Annotated in this window: 15 protein-coding genes and 1 tRNA gene; 10 read left to right on the top strand and 6 right to left on the bottom strand. The window is 73.2% G+C overall.

Annotation, left to right across the window (positions count from 1 at the left end; translation table 11 throughout):
• Positions 1–157: 157 nt before the first annotated feature.
• Together OG456_RS23060 and OG456_RS23055 are read right to left on the bottom strand one after the other, a co-directional pair.
• Complete coding sequence (locus OG456_RS23060; RefSeq protein WP_266563969.1) at positions 158–1612, bottom strand: HAMP domain-containing sensor histidine kinase; 1455 nt, start codon at positions 1610–1612, stop codon at positions 158–160.
• Entirely contained in the window at positions 1609–2316 is a 708-nt protein-coding gene (locus OG456_RS23055; RefSeq protein WP_266563967.1) for a response regulator transcription factor, read from the bottom strand. The genes OG456_RS23060 and OG456_RS23055 overlap by 4 nt, the downstream gene beginning before the upstream one ends.
• 119 nt (positions 2317–2435) lie before the next feature.
• On the opposite strand from OG456_RS23055, the gene OG456_RS23050 reads away from it, so the two are divergent.
• Positions 2436–2981, top strand: coding sequence for a hypothetical protein (locus OG456_RS23050; RefSeq protein WP_266563965.1), 546 nt, complete (start codon positions 2436–2438; stop codon positions 2979–2981).
• Between the two features lie 60 nt (positions 2982–3041).
• On the opposite strand, the gene OG456_RS23045 is transcribed toward OG456_RS23050, so the two are convergent.
• Together OG456_RS23045 and OG456_RS23040 are read right to left on the bottom strand one after the other, a co-directional pair.
• On the bottom strand, positions 3042–3923 hold the full coding sequence (locus OG456_RS23045; protein ID WP_266563963.1) for a spermidine synthase: 882 nt from the start codon (positions 3921–3923) through the stop codon (positions 3042–3044).
• Positions 3924–4001: 78 nt separating this feature from the next.
• Complete coding sequence (locus tag OG456_RS23040) at positions 4002–4385, bottom strand: hypothetical protein (protein ID WP_266569393.1); 384 nt, start codon at positions 4383–4385, stop codon at positions 4002–4004.
• 342 nt (positions 4386–4727) lie between these two features.
• On the opposite strand from OG456_RS23040, the gene OG456_RS23035 reads away from it, so the two are divergent.
• Positions 4728–6125 (top strand): tetratricopeptide repeat protein, encoded by a 1398-nt coding sequence (locus OG456_RS23035; protein ID WP_266563961.1) that lies wholly within the window; start codon positions 4728–4730, stop codon positions 6123–6125.
• Positions 6126–6182: 57 nt separating this feature from the next.
• Here OG456_RS23035 and OG456_RS23030 read toward each other — a convergent pair whose 3' ends face one another.
• Positions 6183–6788, bottom strand: a complete 606-nt coding sequence (locus tag OG456_RS23030) for a histidine phosphatase family protein (RefSeq protein ID WP_266563959.1) — start codon at positions 6786–6788, stop codon at positions 6183–6185.
• Positions 6789–7012: 224 nt separating this feature from the next.
• Between OG456_RS23030 and OG456_RS23025 the strand changes: the two genes are divergently transcribed.
• The 7 genes from OG456_RS23025 (at position 7013) to OG456_RS22995 (ending at position 13485) form a co-directional block, all read left to right on the top strand.
• Positions 7013–7987, top strand: coding sequence for a phosphatase PAP2 family protein (locus OG456_RS23025; protein WP_266563957.1), 975 nt, complete (start codon positions 7013–7015; stop codon positions 7985–7987).
• Positions 7938–9089 (top strand): hypothetical protein, encoded by a 1152-nt coding sequence (locus tag OG456_RS23020; protein ID WP_266569392.1) that lies wholly within the window; start codon positions 7938–7940, stop codon positions 9087–9089. The genes OG456_RS23025 and OG456_RS23020 overlap by 50 nt, the downstream gene beginning before the upstream one ends.
• On the top strand, positions 9080–10678 hold the full coding sequence (locus OG456_RS23015; RefSeq protein ID WP_266563955.1) for a hypothetical protein: 1599 nt from the start codon (positions 9080–9082) through the stop codon (positions 10676–10678). Before OG456_RS23020 ends, OG456_RS23015 begins: the two co-directional genes overlap by 10 nt.
• The gene (locus tag OG456_RS23010) at positions 10675–12051 is read left to right on the top strand and encodes an AAA domain-containing protein (RefSeq protein ID WP_266563953.1); all 1377 of its coding nucleotides are present in this window, start codon (positions 10675–10677) and stop codon (positions 12049–12051) included. Before OG456_RS23015 ends, OG456_RS23010 begins: the two co-directional genes overlap by 4 nt.
• Before the next feature lie 252 nt (positions 12052–12303).
• On the top strand, positions 12304–12657 hold the full coding sequence (locus OG456_RS23005) for a hypothetical protein (protein WP_266563951.1): 354 nt from the start codon (positions 12304–12306) through the stop codon (positions 12655–12657).
• A gap of 137 nt (positions 12658–12794) precedes the next feature.
• On the top strand, positions 12795–13421 hold the full coding sequence (locus OG456_RS23000; RefSeq protein ID WP_266563949.1) for a bifunctional DNA primase/polymerase: 627 nt from the start codon (positions 12795–12797) through the stop codon (positions 13419–13421).
• Positions 13412–13485 (top strand) — tRNA-Lys (locus OG456_RS22995). Before OG456_RS23000 ends, OG456_RS22995 begins: the two co-directional genes overlap by 10 nt.
• Before the next feature lie 234 nt (positions 13486–13719).
• Here the strand turns inward: OG456_RS22995 and OG456_RS22990 are convergent.
• Positions 13720–14910: a M6 family metalloprotease domain-containing protein gene (locus OG456_RS22990; RefSeq protein ID WP_266563947.1), complete on the bottom strand. Its 1191-nt coding sequence runs from the start codon at positions 14908–14910 to the stop codon at positions 13720–13722.
• 457 nt (positions 14911–15367) lie between these two features.
• Between OG456_RS22990 and OG456_RS22985 the strand changes: the two genes are divergently transcribed.
• Positions 15368–17269 carry a bifunctional diguanylate cyclase/phosphodiesterase gene (locus OG456_RS22985; RefSeq protein WP_266569391.1) on the top strand — a complete coding sequence of 634 codons (1902 nt, stop codon included), beginning with the start codon at positions 15368–15370 and terminating at the stop codon, positions 17267–17269.
• Positions 17270–17287 lie beyond the last annotated feature (18 nt).

Here is a 17287-nt window from a genome sequence, read left to right as displayed (position 1 = left end):
CTGTACGGGGGTGGGGGTGCGGCAGCACGCTAGCGATCCGGAACCCGGCAAATAGGGCACCAGCACCGGCGGTCGAGGTTCTTATGGAGGGCTTAAGGAAGCCATCGGAACGGATTAAAGGTAGAGACCAACCCCGAAACGATGAGGCCCCACCCGACTACACAGCGGCACCGGATCCGGCACCCGACCCGGCACCCGCACCCGCCCCGGCACCCGAGCCACCTCCTGAGCCACTGCCCGAGCCGGCGCCCCGCTTACGCCCACGCCGCACCCCGCCCCGATGCCCCCGCCGCACAGCACCACCGGGCCCCCGCCCGTCCAGCTGCACCCAGATCCGCACCTCGGTCCCCCCGAGCACGGAGGACCCGATCCGCACATCGCCCCCCGTCGACTCGGCGAGCCGACGGACGATGTCGAGCCCGAGCCCGGTGGACCCGTCGCTGCCGGACCCGCGCCCGCGGGCCATCGCGGCGTCCGGGTCCAGAATCCCGGGCCCGGCGTCGGAGACGAGCACGATCACGGCGTCCTCGCCGCCGTGCACGTCGACGGCGAAGGCGGTGCCCTCAGGCGTGTGCCGGAAGACATTCCCGAGCAGCGCGTCAAGCGCGGCGGCCAACTCCCCCCGGACCACCGGGATGCGTACAGGCCGGTCGACCCCGGCGACGCGCACCTTGCGCCCCTCGTCCTCGGCGAGCGCGGACCAGAAGTCCATGCGCTGGCGGATGACCTCGGCGGCATCGCACCCGGCCCCGGGACCCGCGGCGGCGGTCTGCGGCTTGGCGTCGCGGGCGGTACGGATGATGGTGTCGACCTCGCGCTCCAACTGCTCGACGGCGGCGCGGGTCTGCTCGGCGGCGGCGCCCTCCCCCAGCGAGACGGCGTTGAGCCGCAGAACGGTGAGGGGTGTACGCAGCCGATGCGAGAGGTCGGCGGCCAGCTCCCGCTCGTTGGCGAGAAGCTGGACGACCTGATCGGCCATGGAGTTGAACGCGACTGCGGCGAGCCGGAGTTCCGTAGGACCTTCCTCCGGCACGCGGGCCCCGAGCTTCCCCTCGCCCAGATCGTGCGCGGCGGAGACGAGGCGCTGGGCGGGCTGCACCATGCGTACGCCGAGCCGGTCGGCGACGGCCACGGACCCTATGACGAGGGCGATACCGACACCGGCCAGCACGAGCCACGCGGTGGCGACCCCGTTGGTCACCTCGGACTCCGGCACGAACACTTCGACGACGGCGATGCCGGAGCTGACGGCGATGGGCTGGAGCCACACGGACCCGCCGGGCACATCGGCGACGGTGGCCTGGCGGAGGCCGACGTGCCCGTCACCGGCGCGCGACGTGCCGACCTGGATCGCCGGGGCGCCACCGGAGGCCGGGATGTACACGGCCATGCGGCCGTCGGCACCGGCCTCGGTGGAGGCGACGGCGCGGGTCAGTTCGTCACGGTCGGTGGTGATGGAGAGGGTGGGCCCGATCGCGGCGGCGGTCCGCTCGGCGTTGGAGAAGGCACGGTCCCTGGCCATCTCCTTGATGACGAGGCCGAGAGGAACCGCGAAAGCCACCACCACCATGGCGGTGACGGCGAGGCACACCTTGACCAGGGCCCACCTCATGCCGGCCCGTCCTCCGCCCGCGGCGGCTCCAGCTTCACACCGACACCCCGCAGAGTGTGCAGATAGCGCGGCCGCGCGGCCGTTTCACCCAATTTCCTGCGCAGCCATGACAGATGGACGTCAATGGTCTGATCGTCCCCGTACGACTGCTGCCACACCTCGGCGAGCAGTTCCTTGCGGGGTACGACGACGCCGGGCCGGCCCGCGAGGAAGGTGAGCAGGTCGAACTCGCGCCGGGTGAGATCGAGCCGCGCCCCGTCCAGCTCGGCCTGGCGTCGCAGCGGGTCGATCGTGAGGCCGCCGACCTGGAGAAGGCGCGAGGGCGGCTCGGCGGCGGCGCTGGAGCGCGCGCGGCGCAGCACGGCGGCCATGCGCGCGGACAGGTGCTCGGGCGAGAACGGCTTGGTGAGGTAGTCGTCGGCGCCGTCGTTGAGGAGCCGGACGATCTCGGTCTCGTCGTCGCGGGCCGTGGCGATGATCACGGGTACGTCGGTGATGCCGCGCAGCATCTTCAATGCCTCGGATCCGTCCAGATCAGGCAGCCCGAGGTCGAGAATCACGACGTCGAAACGGAAATGGGCGACCTCGCGCAGCGCCTCCAGGGCCGTGCCGACGCTCCGTACGGTGTGGGAGGCCTCGGTCAGGTGCCGGATGAGGGCCGAGCGCACGAACTGGTCGTCCTCGACCACGAGCACACTTGCCATGGGCGGCACCGTACGCCATACGGGGGACCCCGGTCGCGCTTCCGCCCAGGTCCGGGGCAACCCCGGTCCCCCTGGGACACGGGTGGGGCGGGTGCGGCAGTATGGCCGCGATGCACCCCATGCGCAGAGGACTTGTTCACACGGCGGCCTGGCTGCTGGCCACCGGTGCGGCCGTCACGCTGTCGTGGTGGGGCGTGCACACGGTGATGGCGGGCACGGCGTACGACCCGCCGCGCGCGGTGCCGATCGCCGCGGGAGCGGTGGACGCGCGGGCGTCGTCGACGCACCGCCCGGAGTCGTCACCGCCGGCCTCGCCGTCCCGCTCCGCATCGCAGAAGCCGTCAGACTCCCCCGGCTCGGCCACCCCGTCCCCGAGCCGCACGGTGAAACCGGGCGCCTCCGCGAAGCCGCCCGCCTCACCGTCGGCGTCGCCGTCGGCGTCCGGCACGGTGAAGGGCTACGCGACGGAGGGCGGCCGTGCCGTGTTCGACCTGGGCAAGGACTCGGCGACGCTGGTGTCGGCGACGCCCGCGGCCGGCTGGTCGGTGCAGGTGTGGAAGGACTCGACGTGGATCAGGGTGGAATTCACCTCGGGCACGGACAAGGTCTCGGTGTTCTGCACGTGGCACGACCACACACCGAGCGTGGAAGTGGCGAAGTACTGACCGCTCGCACGGCCACCCGCCCCGGCCTGCCCGGAACGCCCCCTCGGTTCCGGCCCCCCGTCACCGGAATACGGACGGCGGAGGAGCAGGCGAAGCGACGGCATGCGCGTCGCTGACGGCACCGGCGCCCCCGGTGAAGTCCGAGAGGGCCTTGCCGTGTTCGACGCGGGCGGGATGCGGATCGCCGGCCGCGCGCCGGGTCAGCTCGGCTACGGGCAGGACCCGGTCGGAGGCGGCGAGCACCGCGTTGCCGAAGCGCTTGCCTCGCAGGACGGCCGGGTCGGCGACGAGGGCGAGCTCGGGGAAGACGGCCGCGGCGGTGGCGATCTGGCCGCGCAGATGCGCGAGGGGCGGCCCGTCCGCGAGGTTGGCGACGTAGCACCCGCCGGGCTTGACCACCCGGCGTACCTCGGTGAGGAACTCGGTGCTGGTGAGGTGCGCGGGCGTACGCGCTCCGCTGAACACGTCGGCTATCAGGAGGTCGGCCCAGCCGTCGGGGAGTTTCGCGAGGCCCTCGCGGGCGTCGCCGGCGCGGACGCGGATCCGGGCGCCGGGGTCCAACGGCAGTTCGCGGCGCACCAGTTGGACGAGCGCCTCGTCACGTTCGATCACTTGCTGGGTGGAACGGGGGCGGGTCACGGCGATGTAGCGGGCGAGGGTGAAGGCGCCGCCTCCCAGGTGCACGGCGTGCACGGGGCGGCCCTTGTCCACGGCGAGGTCGATGACGTGGCCGATCCTGCGCTGGTACTCGAATTCGAGGTGCCCGGGATCGTCGAGGTCGATGTGCGACTGCGGGGCACCGTCCACGAGCAGCGTCCAGGCGCGCGGCCGGTCCCGGTCGGGTATCAGCTCGGCGAGCCCGCCGTCGACGGCCTCGACGACGGCCTCCCGGCCGCCGCGGCCCGCTCCGGCCTGCTTGTTCTTTGCCCTTGACCTTGCCATCCGTCCATTATCGACGGGCGGCGACGAGTCGGCCCAGCGGCCGCGAGGCCAGGGACCGCAAGGACCCGGCGGCCGGCCTCAGCGGCAGTTGTCCGCGGCTTCGATCATGCGGGCCGCCTCACCGAGCGCCGCCCGCAGGACCGCCGGGTCGGTGACGAGCTCGGCCTCGCCCGGCGGGAGCAGCCAGCCGCCGCCCTCGACGGGGGCCGGCCGCACGGGGCCCGCACCGGGGCCGCGCTCCGGCGAGGACGACGCGGGGGTGTGGGTGCAGGCGCTGCCGGGGACGTCCCAGGCGTCGGCGGTGCCGGGCGGCACGAGGAAGCCGAGGGTGTCGCACTCCCCGTCGTGCAGGACCGGACCGACGGCCTCGGTGGCGCCGCGGCGCAGGATGTCCACGGCTTCGAGGCCCTGCCGGGCCGGAACGGTCACCACGTCGCAGGACGCGCTGTCACGGGGTGGCACGCTGTGGTCCTGGGTCGGCCGGTGCCGCGCCGTCGAAAGTGATGCCTCCAACACGTCAGCCCCTCCTCGCTCTCGCGTACGGGTTGCACGACCGGAACGCGACCGCTCCGGCCCCGCAAGGTTCAACGCCCGTAGGCGTCAACAGCTACGGCGGCACGCCGCCGCAAAGGATGGCACTTCATGGCGGATGCGGGGTGAGATATCCGGTTTGTAGCTAAACACTGTGTGTCGGAGTCGTTACAGCAGGTACCTTCGTGCCCCGTCGGAACAGGGGTTGCACCAGGGCTCACAGAGACCCAACTCCCCGGTGATCCGGCACGGTTCGCACGAGAGGGCCCGGTCATGACGCCGTCATCGGTGGCATCGTCAGCGCAGTCCCCGCGGCCGAATCTCGCCTTCAGGCGGCTGCGTGGGCAGCGCTCTCCGGGCGAGTTCGCGGCCGCGGTGCGACGCGCCGCCCGGGAGATCGGCGAGCGGGTCAGCTGCGACGCGCGCTACATCGGGCGGGTGGAGGCCGGCGAGATCCGCTGCCCCAACTACGCGTACGAGCGGGTGTTCCTGCACATGTTCCCCGGCCGCTCGCTCACGGATCTGGGGTTCGCGCCCCGTTCCGCCGTACGCGGCCGGGCGGCACGCCCGGCGGAGCCCGTACCCCTCGCGCACACCGAGTTCGAGTTCCCGCACCACGACGAGGAGAGCGACGTGCGGCGTCGCGCATTCATGACCGGAGGGACGGCCACCGTGGCCATCGCCTCCCTGGCGCCCTTCGGCATCGCGGCCGACGGCACGGCAGTCCATGCGGCGAAGTCGACCGCCTCGGGCCACGGCGGGCGCGCGGCGCCCGAGGCCGGTGTCGGCGCGGTCGAGGAGGCCATCCGGCGGATCCGGCTGCTCGACGACCGGCACGGCGCCGACGGGCTCTACAAGAGGGCCGCGGCCCCGCTGCGTACGGCGTTCGCGCTGCTCGACGCGGGGACGGCGGCGCCCGGCACGGCCGAGCGCCTCCAGGCCGGGGCGGGTGAACTGGCCATCTCCGTAGGCTGGTTGGCGCACGACTCAGGCCGCTTCGACGACGCGCGCTCGCACTACGCGGAGGCGCTGGCCACCGCGCGCGTGGCGGGCGACCCGGCGCTGGAGGCGCACGCGTTCTGCAACACGGCGTTCCTGGCGCGGGACGCGGGGCGGCCGAGGGAGGCGGTGCGGGCGGCGCAGGCGGCCACGCGCGTCGCGGCCCAGCTGGCGTCGCCACGACTGCTGTCGCTGCTCGCGCTGCGCGAGGCGGGCGGCTGGGCGGGGCTCGGTGACCGTACGGGGTGCGAGCGGGCGCTGGCCCGGGCGCAGGCCCTCTTCGCGCGCGGGCGGACGGACGACGACCCGGAGTGGATGACGTTCTACGGCGAGGCCGAGCTGGAGGGCCTGGAGGCGCAGTGCTACTCGGCGCTCGGCGACTGGACGCGCGCCGCCCGGCACGCGCGCCGCGCCGCGGCCCTCCAGGACCCGCACTTCACCCGGAACATCGCCCTGTACACGGCGGAGCTGGCCGACGACCTGGCGCGCGCGGGCCAGCCCGACGAGGCCGCGTCCGCGGGGATGCGGGTCCTGCATCTGCTGACCGAGGTCCAGTCGTCGCGCATCCAGTCGATGCTGGCGACCACCGCGCGCGTGCTTCTTCCGCACCGCAGGGCGTCGGGCGTCTCGGCGTTCCTGGAGCAGCACGCGTCGGCGCCCCGCACGGTGTGAGCGCCTCCGGCGCCTCCAGGACCCCGCGAGCCCGGCACCCGATCCGGACGAAAGGCCCTAGCCCTCGTGGCCCGCGAGGTGGCCGATGTCGTTCCACGACTCGATCGCCGGTTCGCCGTAGGCCCAGCCGAGGACTGACAGGGACGTCGGGTTGAGACGGATGCGGGCCGCGAAGTCCAGCGGGAGGCCCAGCCAGCGGGCGCCGATGGAGCGCAGCATGTGGCCGTGCGCGAAGACCAGGGCGTCGCGGTTCTCGGATCCGGCCCAGGCGACGACCTCGTCGGCGCGGGCGGTCATCTGCTCCAGCGTCTCGCCCTCGGGGACGCCGTCGCGCCAGATGAACCAGCCGGGGCGCCGCTCCTGGATCTGGGCGGGGGTCAGCCCCTCGTACGCGCCGTAGTCCCACTCCATGAGCGCGTCCCACTCCGTGGCGCGGTCGCCGAAGCCGGCGAGTTCGCAGGTCTCGCGCGCGCGGGAGAGGGGGCTGGTGCGGACCTCGGCGCCGGGGAGTCCGTCGAGGGGCGCCCGGTGCAGGCGTTCGCCGAGGAGCTTCGCGCCGCGCCGTCCCTCTTCGAGGAGGGGGATGTCGGTCCTGCCGGTGTGCCGCCCGGACAGTGACCATTCCGTCTGTCCATGCCGGGCCAACAGGATGCGCGGTGCCATGGGTGACCTTTCCGAGGGCGGGTGAAAAGGGCTGCCATGTACCGATAAGTCAGGCCAGGCACGCCCGCTCGTTCCATCATCGCTCACCCAGGATTCAGGCAACCCACCGGGCGATCGTTGCGTCTTCGTGGGTCGGAGGCGCCCCTTCCAGGCGGACACATACACCGTAAAGTGGTCCACGTGGCCACGGGCCGCCGTACAGGGAGTTAAGGGGGAGCGGCCTGATGTCGCAGACCGAGGCACCGTCCACTGCGGCGACAGGCGACCGGCTGCGCTGGTGGACCGAACTGCCGCTGATCGTGCTGGTGTACGCCGCCTATTCGGCGGGCCGGCTCATGGTGCGCGGGGACGAGGCGGGCGCCGTCGACCACGGCCTCGCGATACTCCGGGCCGAGAAGGCACTCCATCTCAACCTCGAACACCCGCTGAACCGTCTCTTCACCGCCGAGGCCTGGATCGGTGTCCCCGCCGACTTCTGGTACGCCTCACTGCACTACCTCGTCACTCCGGGCATCCTGATCTGGCTCTTCCGCAGCCGCGCCGTCCACTTCCGCGCCGCCCGGACCTGGCTGATGACCTCCACCCTGATCGGCCTGATCGGCTTCACCCTCGTACCGACCTGCCCGCCGCGCCTGCTGTCCCCCGGCCACGGCTTCGTCGACACCATGGCCCAGTACAGCTCGTGGGGCTGGTGGGGCGGCGAGGCGAGCGCGCCGCGCGGGCTCGGCGGCATGACCAACCAGTACGCGGCGATGCCCAGCCTGCACGTCGGCTGGGCGATGTGGTGCGGGGTCATGCTGTGGCGCCACGGCCGTACGCCGCTGGTCAGGGCGGCCGGCATCGCCTACCCGCTGATCACCACCTTCGTGGTGATGGGCACCGCGAACCACTACTTCCTCGACGCGCTCGCCGGGGTCGCCGTGATGGGCCTCGGATTCCTGGTGAGCCGGCGCGTGGTGCGGGCCGCGGACCTCGTACGGGCCCGGGTGCGCAGCGCGCCCGCGGCCGGTTCCGCACGGCCCGGCCGCACCTCTCCCGCCCCGGCCTCCACGGCTGCGTCCTCGATTGTCAGTGGGGAGTGCCAGACTTCGGCGGGTGAGCGAATTCCCCGACAGCGCAAGGTCAGTGCAGGACCGGGCGGCGGCCCGGGTGCCCGCTCCTCCGACGCGGGGGACGGCGCTGCGGCAGCAGCTCGCTGAGCTGCGTGGCAGTGACATACCGCCACGGGCGCTCGACGCGCGGGCGCTGGCCGCGCTCGCGGCGAACCCCGGGTGCCGGCGGCGCGCGCTGCTCGACGGGGCGGGTGTCGACAAGGCGCGGCTCGCGGACGCGCTCGGGGCGCCGTCCGGATTCGGCCAGTCGCAGTTCGCGTTCATGCGGGGGAACGCGTTCGAGGCGAAGGTCAAGGCCGATGGGGGCGCTGAGCTGCTCCGGCTCGTGCACGAGCGCATGGGCGGCGGCCCGGAGCCGGTGCCGGGCGAGGCCCGTACGCCGGATCTGACGGCGGTCGGTCCCGAGGGCCGCACGGCCCGTACGGCGCTCGCGCTGCGCGAGGCGACGGCGGAGGCGGCCGCCTCCGGCGCCTGGACGTTCCTGGAGCACCCGATGCTCGCCCTGGACGTCGCGGGCACCCCGGCCTTCCTCGAACCGGACGCGGTGGTCGTGCACCCCGACGGGACGTGGACGGTCGTCGAGATCAAGTCCTTCCCGATGATCGACGGCAGCGCGGACGCGGCGAAGGTCGGCGCGGCGGCCCGCCAGGCCGCGGTGTACGCGCTGGCCCTCGAGCGGGTCGCCGGGCACCTGGACCCGGCGCCCGAGGTCAGGCACCGGATCCTGCTCGTCTGCCCCAAGGACTTCAGCAACCTTCCGGCGGCGTCCGCCGTCGACGTACGCAAGCAGCTGTCGGTGACGCGGCGGCAGCTGGAGCGGCTCACCCGCATCGAGGACATCGCGGACGCGCTGCCCGAGGGCACCTGCTTCGACGTCACGCTGCCCGCGGACGAGCTGACGGAGGCGGTCGAGTCGGTGCCGGCGACGTACGCGCCGGAGTGCCTGGCCGCGTGCGAGCTGGCGTTCCACTGCCGCGACCGGGCCCGCGAGGAGGGCGCGGTCACCTCGCTCGGCCGCGGCCTCCGGGCCGAACTGGGCGGTCTGACCACGGTCGACGAGGTCCTCTCGGCCGCCCATGGCCACTCCGGCGACCCGCTGGACCCGGCGGTCGCCGCCCTGCGCCGGGCGGCCCGGCTGCGGGCCGAGGCGCTCGGCGCGCGTGGAGAGGCGGCGCCGGCATGCCGCTGATCAACGATCTGGCCCGTCTGGAGGCCGTGCAGAGCGGACGGGCCCAGCCGGTCGCGACCGTGCGGCACCGCCATCTGTCGCAGCGCCCCCTAGTCCTCGTCCCGCTCATCACGGCCGGTGAGGCGGGCGCCCCGCTCGGCGCGCTCGTCGGCACGGAGCGCACCTCGCCCCGGCTCCTCGTGGTACCCCAGCCACGCGACCGGGACCTGCGCTTCGCCTTCCTCGCCGAGCTGGCAGGGATCGTCCTGCCGTACGTCGACGGGTTCGCGGCCGACGTCGAGGCCGCCGAGCGCGCCGAGACCGACCCCACGACCGGCAAGCGGGTCAAGGTGGAGGTCGAGCTGTGCGCGGACGCGCCGCAGCTGATCCTGCCGAGCCGCTCCGGCATCGAGTTCGTACGGCTTCTGGGGCGCTCGATGCGGTTCCGCCGCACCGCCGAGCAGGAGCCCGAGGCGCCCTATCCCGCGCCGCCCCACGTCCCGCTCCTGGGCCGCTGGCTGACGCACTTCGGGGAGCGGGCCAGGGTTCCCGGTTCCGCACTGCTGCTCGCCATGACGGACCTGCTGTCCCGGCACTGGGCGACGGGCCAGTCCACCCTGGAGGACCAGCACCTGGGCGCGCTGCTCGCCTGGATCGAGGCCCCGGAGGGCACGTCGGGTGCCGAGGCCGCGCTCCGCGCCGAGCTGGCCCGGGACAAGGACGGCCAGCTCGTCTGCCCGCCCGCGGGCCCGTCCACCGACCCCGCGTTCGACAACAAGCTGCTGGCGCCCGCGATCGAGCGCTACGACAAGGCCCGCACCCTGCTGGCCGCCGCCGAGGACGGCATCGAGGCGGACGCGAGGCTGGCCGCGCTGACGGCGGCCGAGCGCGAGATCCACGCGCTCGTCGAGAGCCGGACCCGGCCCACCTGGGACGCGGTGTGGCGCGGCCTGGACGCGCTGTGCACGCTCCCCGAGGGGCCGCGCGCAGCGGAGCGCTGGACGCGCGACCGCTGGTCGTTCACCAGCCATCGGGACCGCGTGGCCGCGGGCGAGCCGCCGCAGCCGCGCCGCGACGACGCGGTGACGGCGGCCAACAAGCTGGCGACACGCGAGCGCGAGCAGGCCAGGCTGGACGCGCAGGAGGCGCTCGACGACCCGCTGGTCATGGCGGGCCGCAGGCTCACCGGGGAGGCGTTCGCGGGCGAGGTGACCGAGTCGGTGCCGGCGTACAACGAGAAGAACCGGCCGCGCCCCCTGATCACCGTCCGCACCGACGACGTGCCGCATCTCGGCGAGCGCACGAAGGTGTACCGCTCGCTCGACGGCAAGCCGCAGGCCGCGGAGTTCGTGTCGTACGACGCCGGGGGCGGCGTCGTCCTGCGCGTCCTGGACAAGATGGGCCGCGGCAAGGAGCCGGAGCCGGGATCCGTCCCGGAGAAGGGTGACCAGGTGTGCTTCACGCTCTTCGAGCACGAGCAGCGGGGCGGCCCGAAGCTGCCGGACCCGGAGGAGACGCCGTGGACACACGGCGGCCCGCCGCACAGGGACGGCTCGGGTGCGCCGGTGCCTGAGGCGCCGGACGCCGTGACCACGGAGGATCTGCTGTGACGGCCGCACCGCACCAGCCCGGCCGCTCCGGCGCGCGCGGCGACACCCCGTTCGACCCGGGGGCGGCGGCCGGCCGCGCCACCGACGCGATCCTCCACGACACCCTGCACGGCACGGCCCGCGGCACCGTCGTGGACTCCCCGCCCGGCGCCGGGAAGTCGACACTCGTGGTGCGGGCCGCGCTCGAACTGGCCGAGGCGGGACGCCCGTTGATGGTCATCGCCCAGACGAACGCGCAGGTCGACGACCTCGTCCTGCGCCTCGCCGAGAAGAACCCCGAGCTGCCCGTCGGGCGCCTGCACAGCAGCGACCCCGACCCGTACGACAAGGCACTCGACGACCTGGTCAACGTGCGCAAGTCGACCAAGGCCGGTGACCTCGCGCCGCTGCCGGTCGTCATCTCGACGGCGGCGAAGTGGGCGCACGTCAAGGACATCGACCCCTGGCAGCACGCCATCGTCGACGAGGCGTACCAGATGCGTTCGGACGCGCTGCTCGCCGTGGCGGGCCTGTTCGAGCGGGCGCTGTTCGTGGGCGATCCGGGCCAGCTGGACCCGTTCGCGATCGTCGGGGCCGAACAGTGGGCGGGCCTGTCGTACGACCCTTCGGCGTCCGCCGTGACGACGCTCCTGGCGCACAACCCCGAGCTGCCGCAGCACCGGCTCCCGGTCTCCTGGCGCCTCCCGGCGTCCGCCGCGCCGCTGGTCTCCGGCGCCTTCTACCCGTACACGCCGTTCCGCAGCGGTACGGACCACGGCGACCGCAGCCTGGGGTTCACGGTGACCTCCGACGGCTCGGGCCCGGACCGGGTGATCGACGAGGCGGCGGAGTCGGGCTGGGGCCTGCTCGAACTCCCGGCCGGGCACACCCCCCGCACGGACCCCGAGGCGGTACGGGCCCTGGCCCAGGTGGTGCGGCGCCTGCTCGACCGCGGTGGCGTCACGCTCTCGGAGCGCGGCCCCGACCCGTCCCCCCTCACGGCGGACCGCATCGCAGTCGGCACGGCGCATCGCGACCAGGCGGCGGCGGTGCGCTCGGCACTCGCGGAGCTCGGCGTCACGGACGTCACCGTGGACACGGCGAACCGGCTGCAGGGCCGCGAGTTCGACGTCACGGTCGTCCTGCACCCGCTCTCGGGCCGCCCCGACGCGACGGCGTTCCACCTGGAGACCGGACGCCTGTGCGTCCTGGCGTCCCGCCACCGCCACGCGTGCATCGTGGTCTGCCGCGCGGGGGTCCCCGACCTACTGGACGACCACCCGTCGACGGAACCGGTCCAACTGGGCGTGACGGTGAAATTCCCAGACGGCTGGGAGGCGAACCACGCGGTACTGGCCCGCCTCACGGAACACCGGGTGACGTGGACGCCTTGAGCGGACCGGACGCCCCTAGTCAGCCTGCGCGCCTGCTCGACGGCCACTCCGGACCGCACGCCGCCGGGAGGCGGCCGAGGAACACAGCCCAGACGGCTGGGAGGCGAACCACGCGGTACTGGCCCGCCTCACGGAACACCGGGTGACATGGACGCCTTGAACTGAAGGAAGGGGCGCTCTTGCGGGCCTGCGGAGAATAGAAGGTGGCCCCGGCGGCGACGGGGGGCTGCACACCGTACGAGGAGGAACATCATGGCCGAGCCCGAGCGGGCCCGTACCGAGAGGCGGATGCGTCCGGCCCCGCTGCTCTTCGAGCCGGCCGAGGCCGCCGCGGATCCGGAGCACTTCTTCGACCTGGAGGCGATCGAGGACCCGCGTGCGCTGCTCGCCCGCGCCACGGAGCTGACGCACGCGTTCCGTGCCGCGACCGACCGGTCCATGGAGTTCCAGGCCATGGCGGCGGCTCAGCTCGCCGACCCGCGCCGCTTCGACCGCCTGACGGCCGCGGCGATCGCCGAGCAGGCGCAGTGGACCGAGGACTACGCGAAGAAGATGGTCGAGTTCGGCCGCGACCTGATGCGCGGGTCGGCCGAGAACCGGCCGTAGCAACGGCGCAGCACCCACGCCGGTAAAGATCATCTGGCATATGCCCGGGGGGTAAGATACTCCACCCCGCCCCCTCCTGTCCCGATTTCCGGCAACCCTGGGAAGTCGCGCGCTCACGGCCGGTAGATGTAGATGTCATGAGCGCCACACACCCCCAGAACAGCACCGGCCCGCTGACCCGGTACGACCGATTCGACATAGCGGGCGCCACCCGGGAGGGCGCCGCGTGGCTCGCGTCGGCAGGAACGCATCCACGCAGCACGCTCGCGTTCTGGGAGTCACGGCCCGGCGCCCCCGTGGTGCTGCCCTGCGGCACCGCCTTCGACGTGGTGAACGCGCCGTCGATGTTCGGGCGCCGGATGTTAGACGCGCTGTGGGAGGACGGCCCCGGCTCGGGCCCGGTCGCCGCGCACCGCGGCCGCATGCTCCTGTTCACGGCACCCGGCACCGCCCACCGGCTGCCCTCGCTCCTGGGGTGGGAGGAGTGGGGCCCCGCCGTGCCACCTCTCCTGTGCCATGGAAGCGGTGACGCCGTGACCGTCCCACCGCCGGCCGGGGGCACCGACCACGCCGGGGAACCGCGCGCCGACTCACGCTGGGTGGTCGCCCCCGACACCCGCCACCCGTGGCTGCCGGGGCCCGAGGTAATGCTCTGGGCCTGCGTCCGGGCGGCCCGCGCGAGCGCCAAACCTGCGGTGCGGATATCGATTTTTCCTGGCTCGGATCAGGATGCTAAGGTCTACGACGTCAGCAGGCGCCGCTAGCTCAGTTGGTTAGAGCAGCTGACTCTTAATCAGCGGGTCCGGGGTTCGAGTCCCTGGCGGCGCACAGACACAGTGAAGGCCCTCCACGCGAGTGGGGGGCCTTCGCTATGGGCAGGCCCACCCCGACGCAGCGAAGGCGGCTGGGGGACCGGGGGTCGTCCCCCGCAAAGACACAGCATCAGCGGGTCCGGGGTTCGAGTCCCTGGCGGTTGCACAGACAAACAAAGGCCCTCCACGCGAGTGGCGGCTTGCGTATGCCGGTGCGGCGGTACGCCGCAACGGCCACCGCGACAGTCGTTCAGCCCGTCTCGACCTTGACCGTCCAAGCCCCCGACCGCGTGCGCCCCTCGACTTTCACCCGTACGTTCTCGCCCGGCACCGTGAAACTCTCACCCACCCGTACCGGTGCGTCCGCGAGCGGCGGATAGACCGAGTCGCCGTAGCACGCGTCCGTGTCGGGGTGCGCGTCGAGCACCTGGACCGGGCCGCTGCCGGAGGGGGTCTCGTTGCGCACGCGGTAGACGAGGACGCCCTCGGAGCACGTCGCCCCGTCGTTGCCGTCGGCACCGCGCGCCTCCAGAGCGATCGCGCTGTCCGCCCCGGTGCGTACGACGGCGAGCTTCGTCCCGTCGCCCACGCCGAAGGGCGCACCGTTGGTTCCGGGCGCCGCGCCCGCCCGCGCGGGTGCGGACGTCAGGGGTTCGAGGGTGAGCCGTCGGCTGCCCGTCACGCACACCACCTGCCGCCGGGCCAGCCACCCCAGCTTCCACTTGTGCCAGCCGAAGAAGTCGGGGGCGAGCCCGAACTGACTGCCCATGACGTCCCAGTCACCGACATACGTGTCCCAGTCGCCCTTGCCGTCGGTCGGCCGGTGGTAGAGGTCCGGCAGGTCGAAGACGTGGCCCGTCTCGTGGGCCAGGACGTTGCGGTCGGGCGGATGCTGCTCGAAGACCGTGACGACGCGCTTGATGTCCGTACCGTCGGCGCGCATCGGCTGGTCGAAGTTGACGACCTTCGTGGCGTCCGAGTCGACGCCCGGGGCATCGGGGTCGGCGACGAAGTAGACGATGTCGAACTTGCTGAAGTCGGTGTGCGGGTCGGCCGTGGCGAGGGCGTCGCGCAGATAGGCACCGCGGTGCGCGGCGTCCCAGTCGCGCTCTATGGCGTACGAGGTCGAGGCGTGCGGCATGCGGAGCCAGCGGCGCTGCGGGTGCGGGACCAGATGGAACCTCCCGTAGGAGGCCCGCTTGTAGAAGTCGCTGGTGGCGGGGAAGTAGTCGGCCGTGAGTTCCTCGGGGGTGGTCGTCGGCCGGGAGTCGGGGAAGGAGAGGAAGACCATCACCGCGTTGAGGGTCCGGACCGGGCGCGGGTAGGCCTTGTTCCAGGTGTCGAGGCCCTCCGAGTGGTGGGCGGCCGTGCGCTCCAGCGCGCAGGGACCCGCATACGGGGCGGCGATCGCGGGGCCCGCGACCAGGGACGTTGCGGCCATGGCGGTGAGCGCGGTGAGGGCCGCACCGACAGAGCGCAGGCGGGGCCTCTCCACTCCACCGGGTGGCAGCGGACGCGGCAAGTCGACCTCCGGATGGGGAAAGCGGGACACCCAACCCAGAGTGTGGGGATTTATATGACTTCGCCCTGTTTATCTGGCCCGGTCGGGTGAGGGGGCGACACCCCGGGCGGTCACAGAACGTCACACATGATCGCGGGAGGCCAGAAGCAGTGCGAGGGACGAGCAGAAACGATCTGCCGGCTACCCCTGGATGCCGCCGAACCGGCGGATCGGGCGGGCAAGGCTGGATCGCGCCTCGGGGCTGCCTCTATGATCGGCACACTTTCCTGCGCGGGCCCGGCTGCGAAGGCCGTTCGCCATCCAGACTGTGATGACCCGGGAGCAACCCTCCCGGACCCCCGGAACGACTGCACTGCGGGAGCGAGCGGTGAGCGGAATGTCCGAAGGGCCGATGACCGCGGCCGACGCGGCACCCGACTCCACCCTCCGCGCCGTCACGGAGAGTTCCGCAGCGGTGGCGGCGCCCCCGTACGCCCCCGCCCCCGACGCCGAGCGCCTCGTGGGCCCGGACGTCCGGGCCCACGAGGCGCTCGGCGTCGAACCCCCGCTCCCGCCGGCGTCCCCGCCCGCGCCCTACCTCTCGGCCTTCCTCGCCGCACCCCTCGCCCTGGCCGTCGTGGACCGCCGGGGCCAGGTGGTCACCGCGAACGCCGCGCTCGCCGTGATGCTCGGCGTGGAGGAACCCGGCCGGCTGACCGGGCTCACGGCGGCGGAGCTGGTGGACCTGGCGTCCGACTCCCGCACCTGGCAGACGTACCAGGAGGTGCTGCGCGGGCGGCAGGCGCGGCTGACGTGCACCCGCAGGATCAAGCACCCCGACGGGCACTCCGTGTGGGTGCAGGTCACCGTCTCGCCGGTGCCGGGCGGCCGTACGGTGCTGCTCTCCCTCACGGACATCAGCGCCCGCCGTGAACTCCAGGCGCGGCTGCGGCACTTGCAGATGCACGACCCGGTGACCCGGCTGCCGAACCGCACGCTGTTCTTCGAGCGGCTCTCCGCCGCGCTGGAGTCGGGCGCGTACGACGGGGCGGGCAGCGGCCGGATCGGGCTGTGCTACCTCGACCTCGACGGCTTCAAGGCGGTCAACGACACGCTCGGGCACGGCATCGGGGACCGGCTGCTCGCCGCCGTCGCCGAGCGCCTGACGCGCTGTGCCGACCGGATCGGCTACGGCCCGGGGGCTGCGGCGCCGCTGGTCGCGCGGCTCGGCGGCGACGAGTTCGCGCTGCTCGTGGAGGACTCGGCCGGTACGGAACAGCTTGCGGGGCTCGCCGAATCGGTGCTCCGCGCGGTCCAGGAACCGTTCGACCTGTCGGGGCAGCGGCTCGCCGTGTCGGCCTCGATCGGGGTCGTGGAGCGGCATATGGAGGGCACGACGGCGACGGGTCTGATGCAGGCCGCGGACACCACGCTGTACTGGGCGAAGGCCGACGGCAAGGCGCGCTGGACCCTCTTCGACCCGGAGCGCAACGCGCACCGGATGACCCGCCAGGCCCTGTCGTCGGGCCTGCGTCCCGCGGTGGAGCGCGGCGAGTTCGTCCTCGAGTACCAGCCGCTGGTGAATCTGGGCGACGGAGCGCTGCGCGGCGTCGAGGCGCTCGTGCGCTGGGATCACCCCCAGTTCGGAATGCTCACGCCGAATCGGTTCATCGGACTGGCCGAGGAGGACGGATCGATCGTGCAGCTCGGCCGGTGGATCCTGCGCACGGCGTGCCGGCAGGCGCGCAGCTGGCAGCTGGAGCACCCCGAGGCGCCGCCGGTCTACGTGAGCGTGAACGTGGCGGTGCGTCAGGTGTGGGACTCGGACCTGGTGGCGGATGTCGCCGAGGTCCTCGCGGAGACCGGACTCGCCCCGGAACTCCTCCAGTTGGAACTGACGGAGTCGGCGGTGATGGGCTCGGCGGGCCGCCCTCTCCAGGCCCTGCAGTCGCTCAGCGACATGGGTGTGCACATCGCCATCGACGACTTCGGCACCGGTTACTCGAACCTCGCGTATCTGAGCAGGCTCCCGGTGTCGGTCCTGAAGCTGGACGGCTCGTTCGTGCGCGGATTCCAGTACGACGACGGGGGCGAGCACGCCACCCCGGCGGACGCCGTCATCGTCGAGGCCATGGTGCAGCTCGCGCACCGGCTCGGCCTCACGGTCACCGCGGAGTGCGTGGAGACGGCGGCGCAGGCGGCGCGCCTGCGTCAGATCGGCTGCGACACGGGCCAGGGCTGGCTGTACTCACGCCCGGTGGCGCCGGATCGTATCTCCGCGCTGCTGACGGCTTCCTGACGGCTTCCCGGCGGTTTG

This window comes from Streptomyces sp. NBC_01446 (assembly GCF_026340095.1).
GTDB classification, from domain to species: domain Bacteria; phylum Actinomycetota; class Actinomycetes; order Streptomycetales; family Streptomycetaceae; genus Streptomyces; species Streptomyces aureus.
The sequence above is the reverse complement of the archived record's forward strand: the minus strand, read 5'-3'. Positions and strand labels throughout refer to the sequence as shown.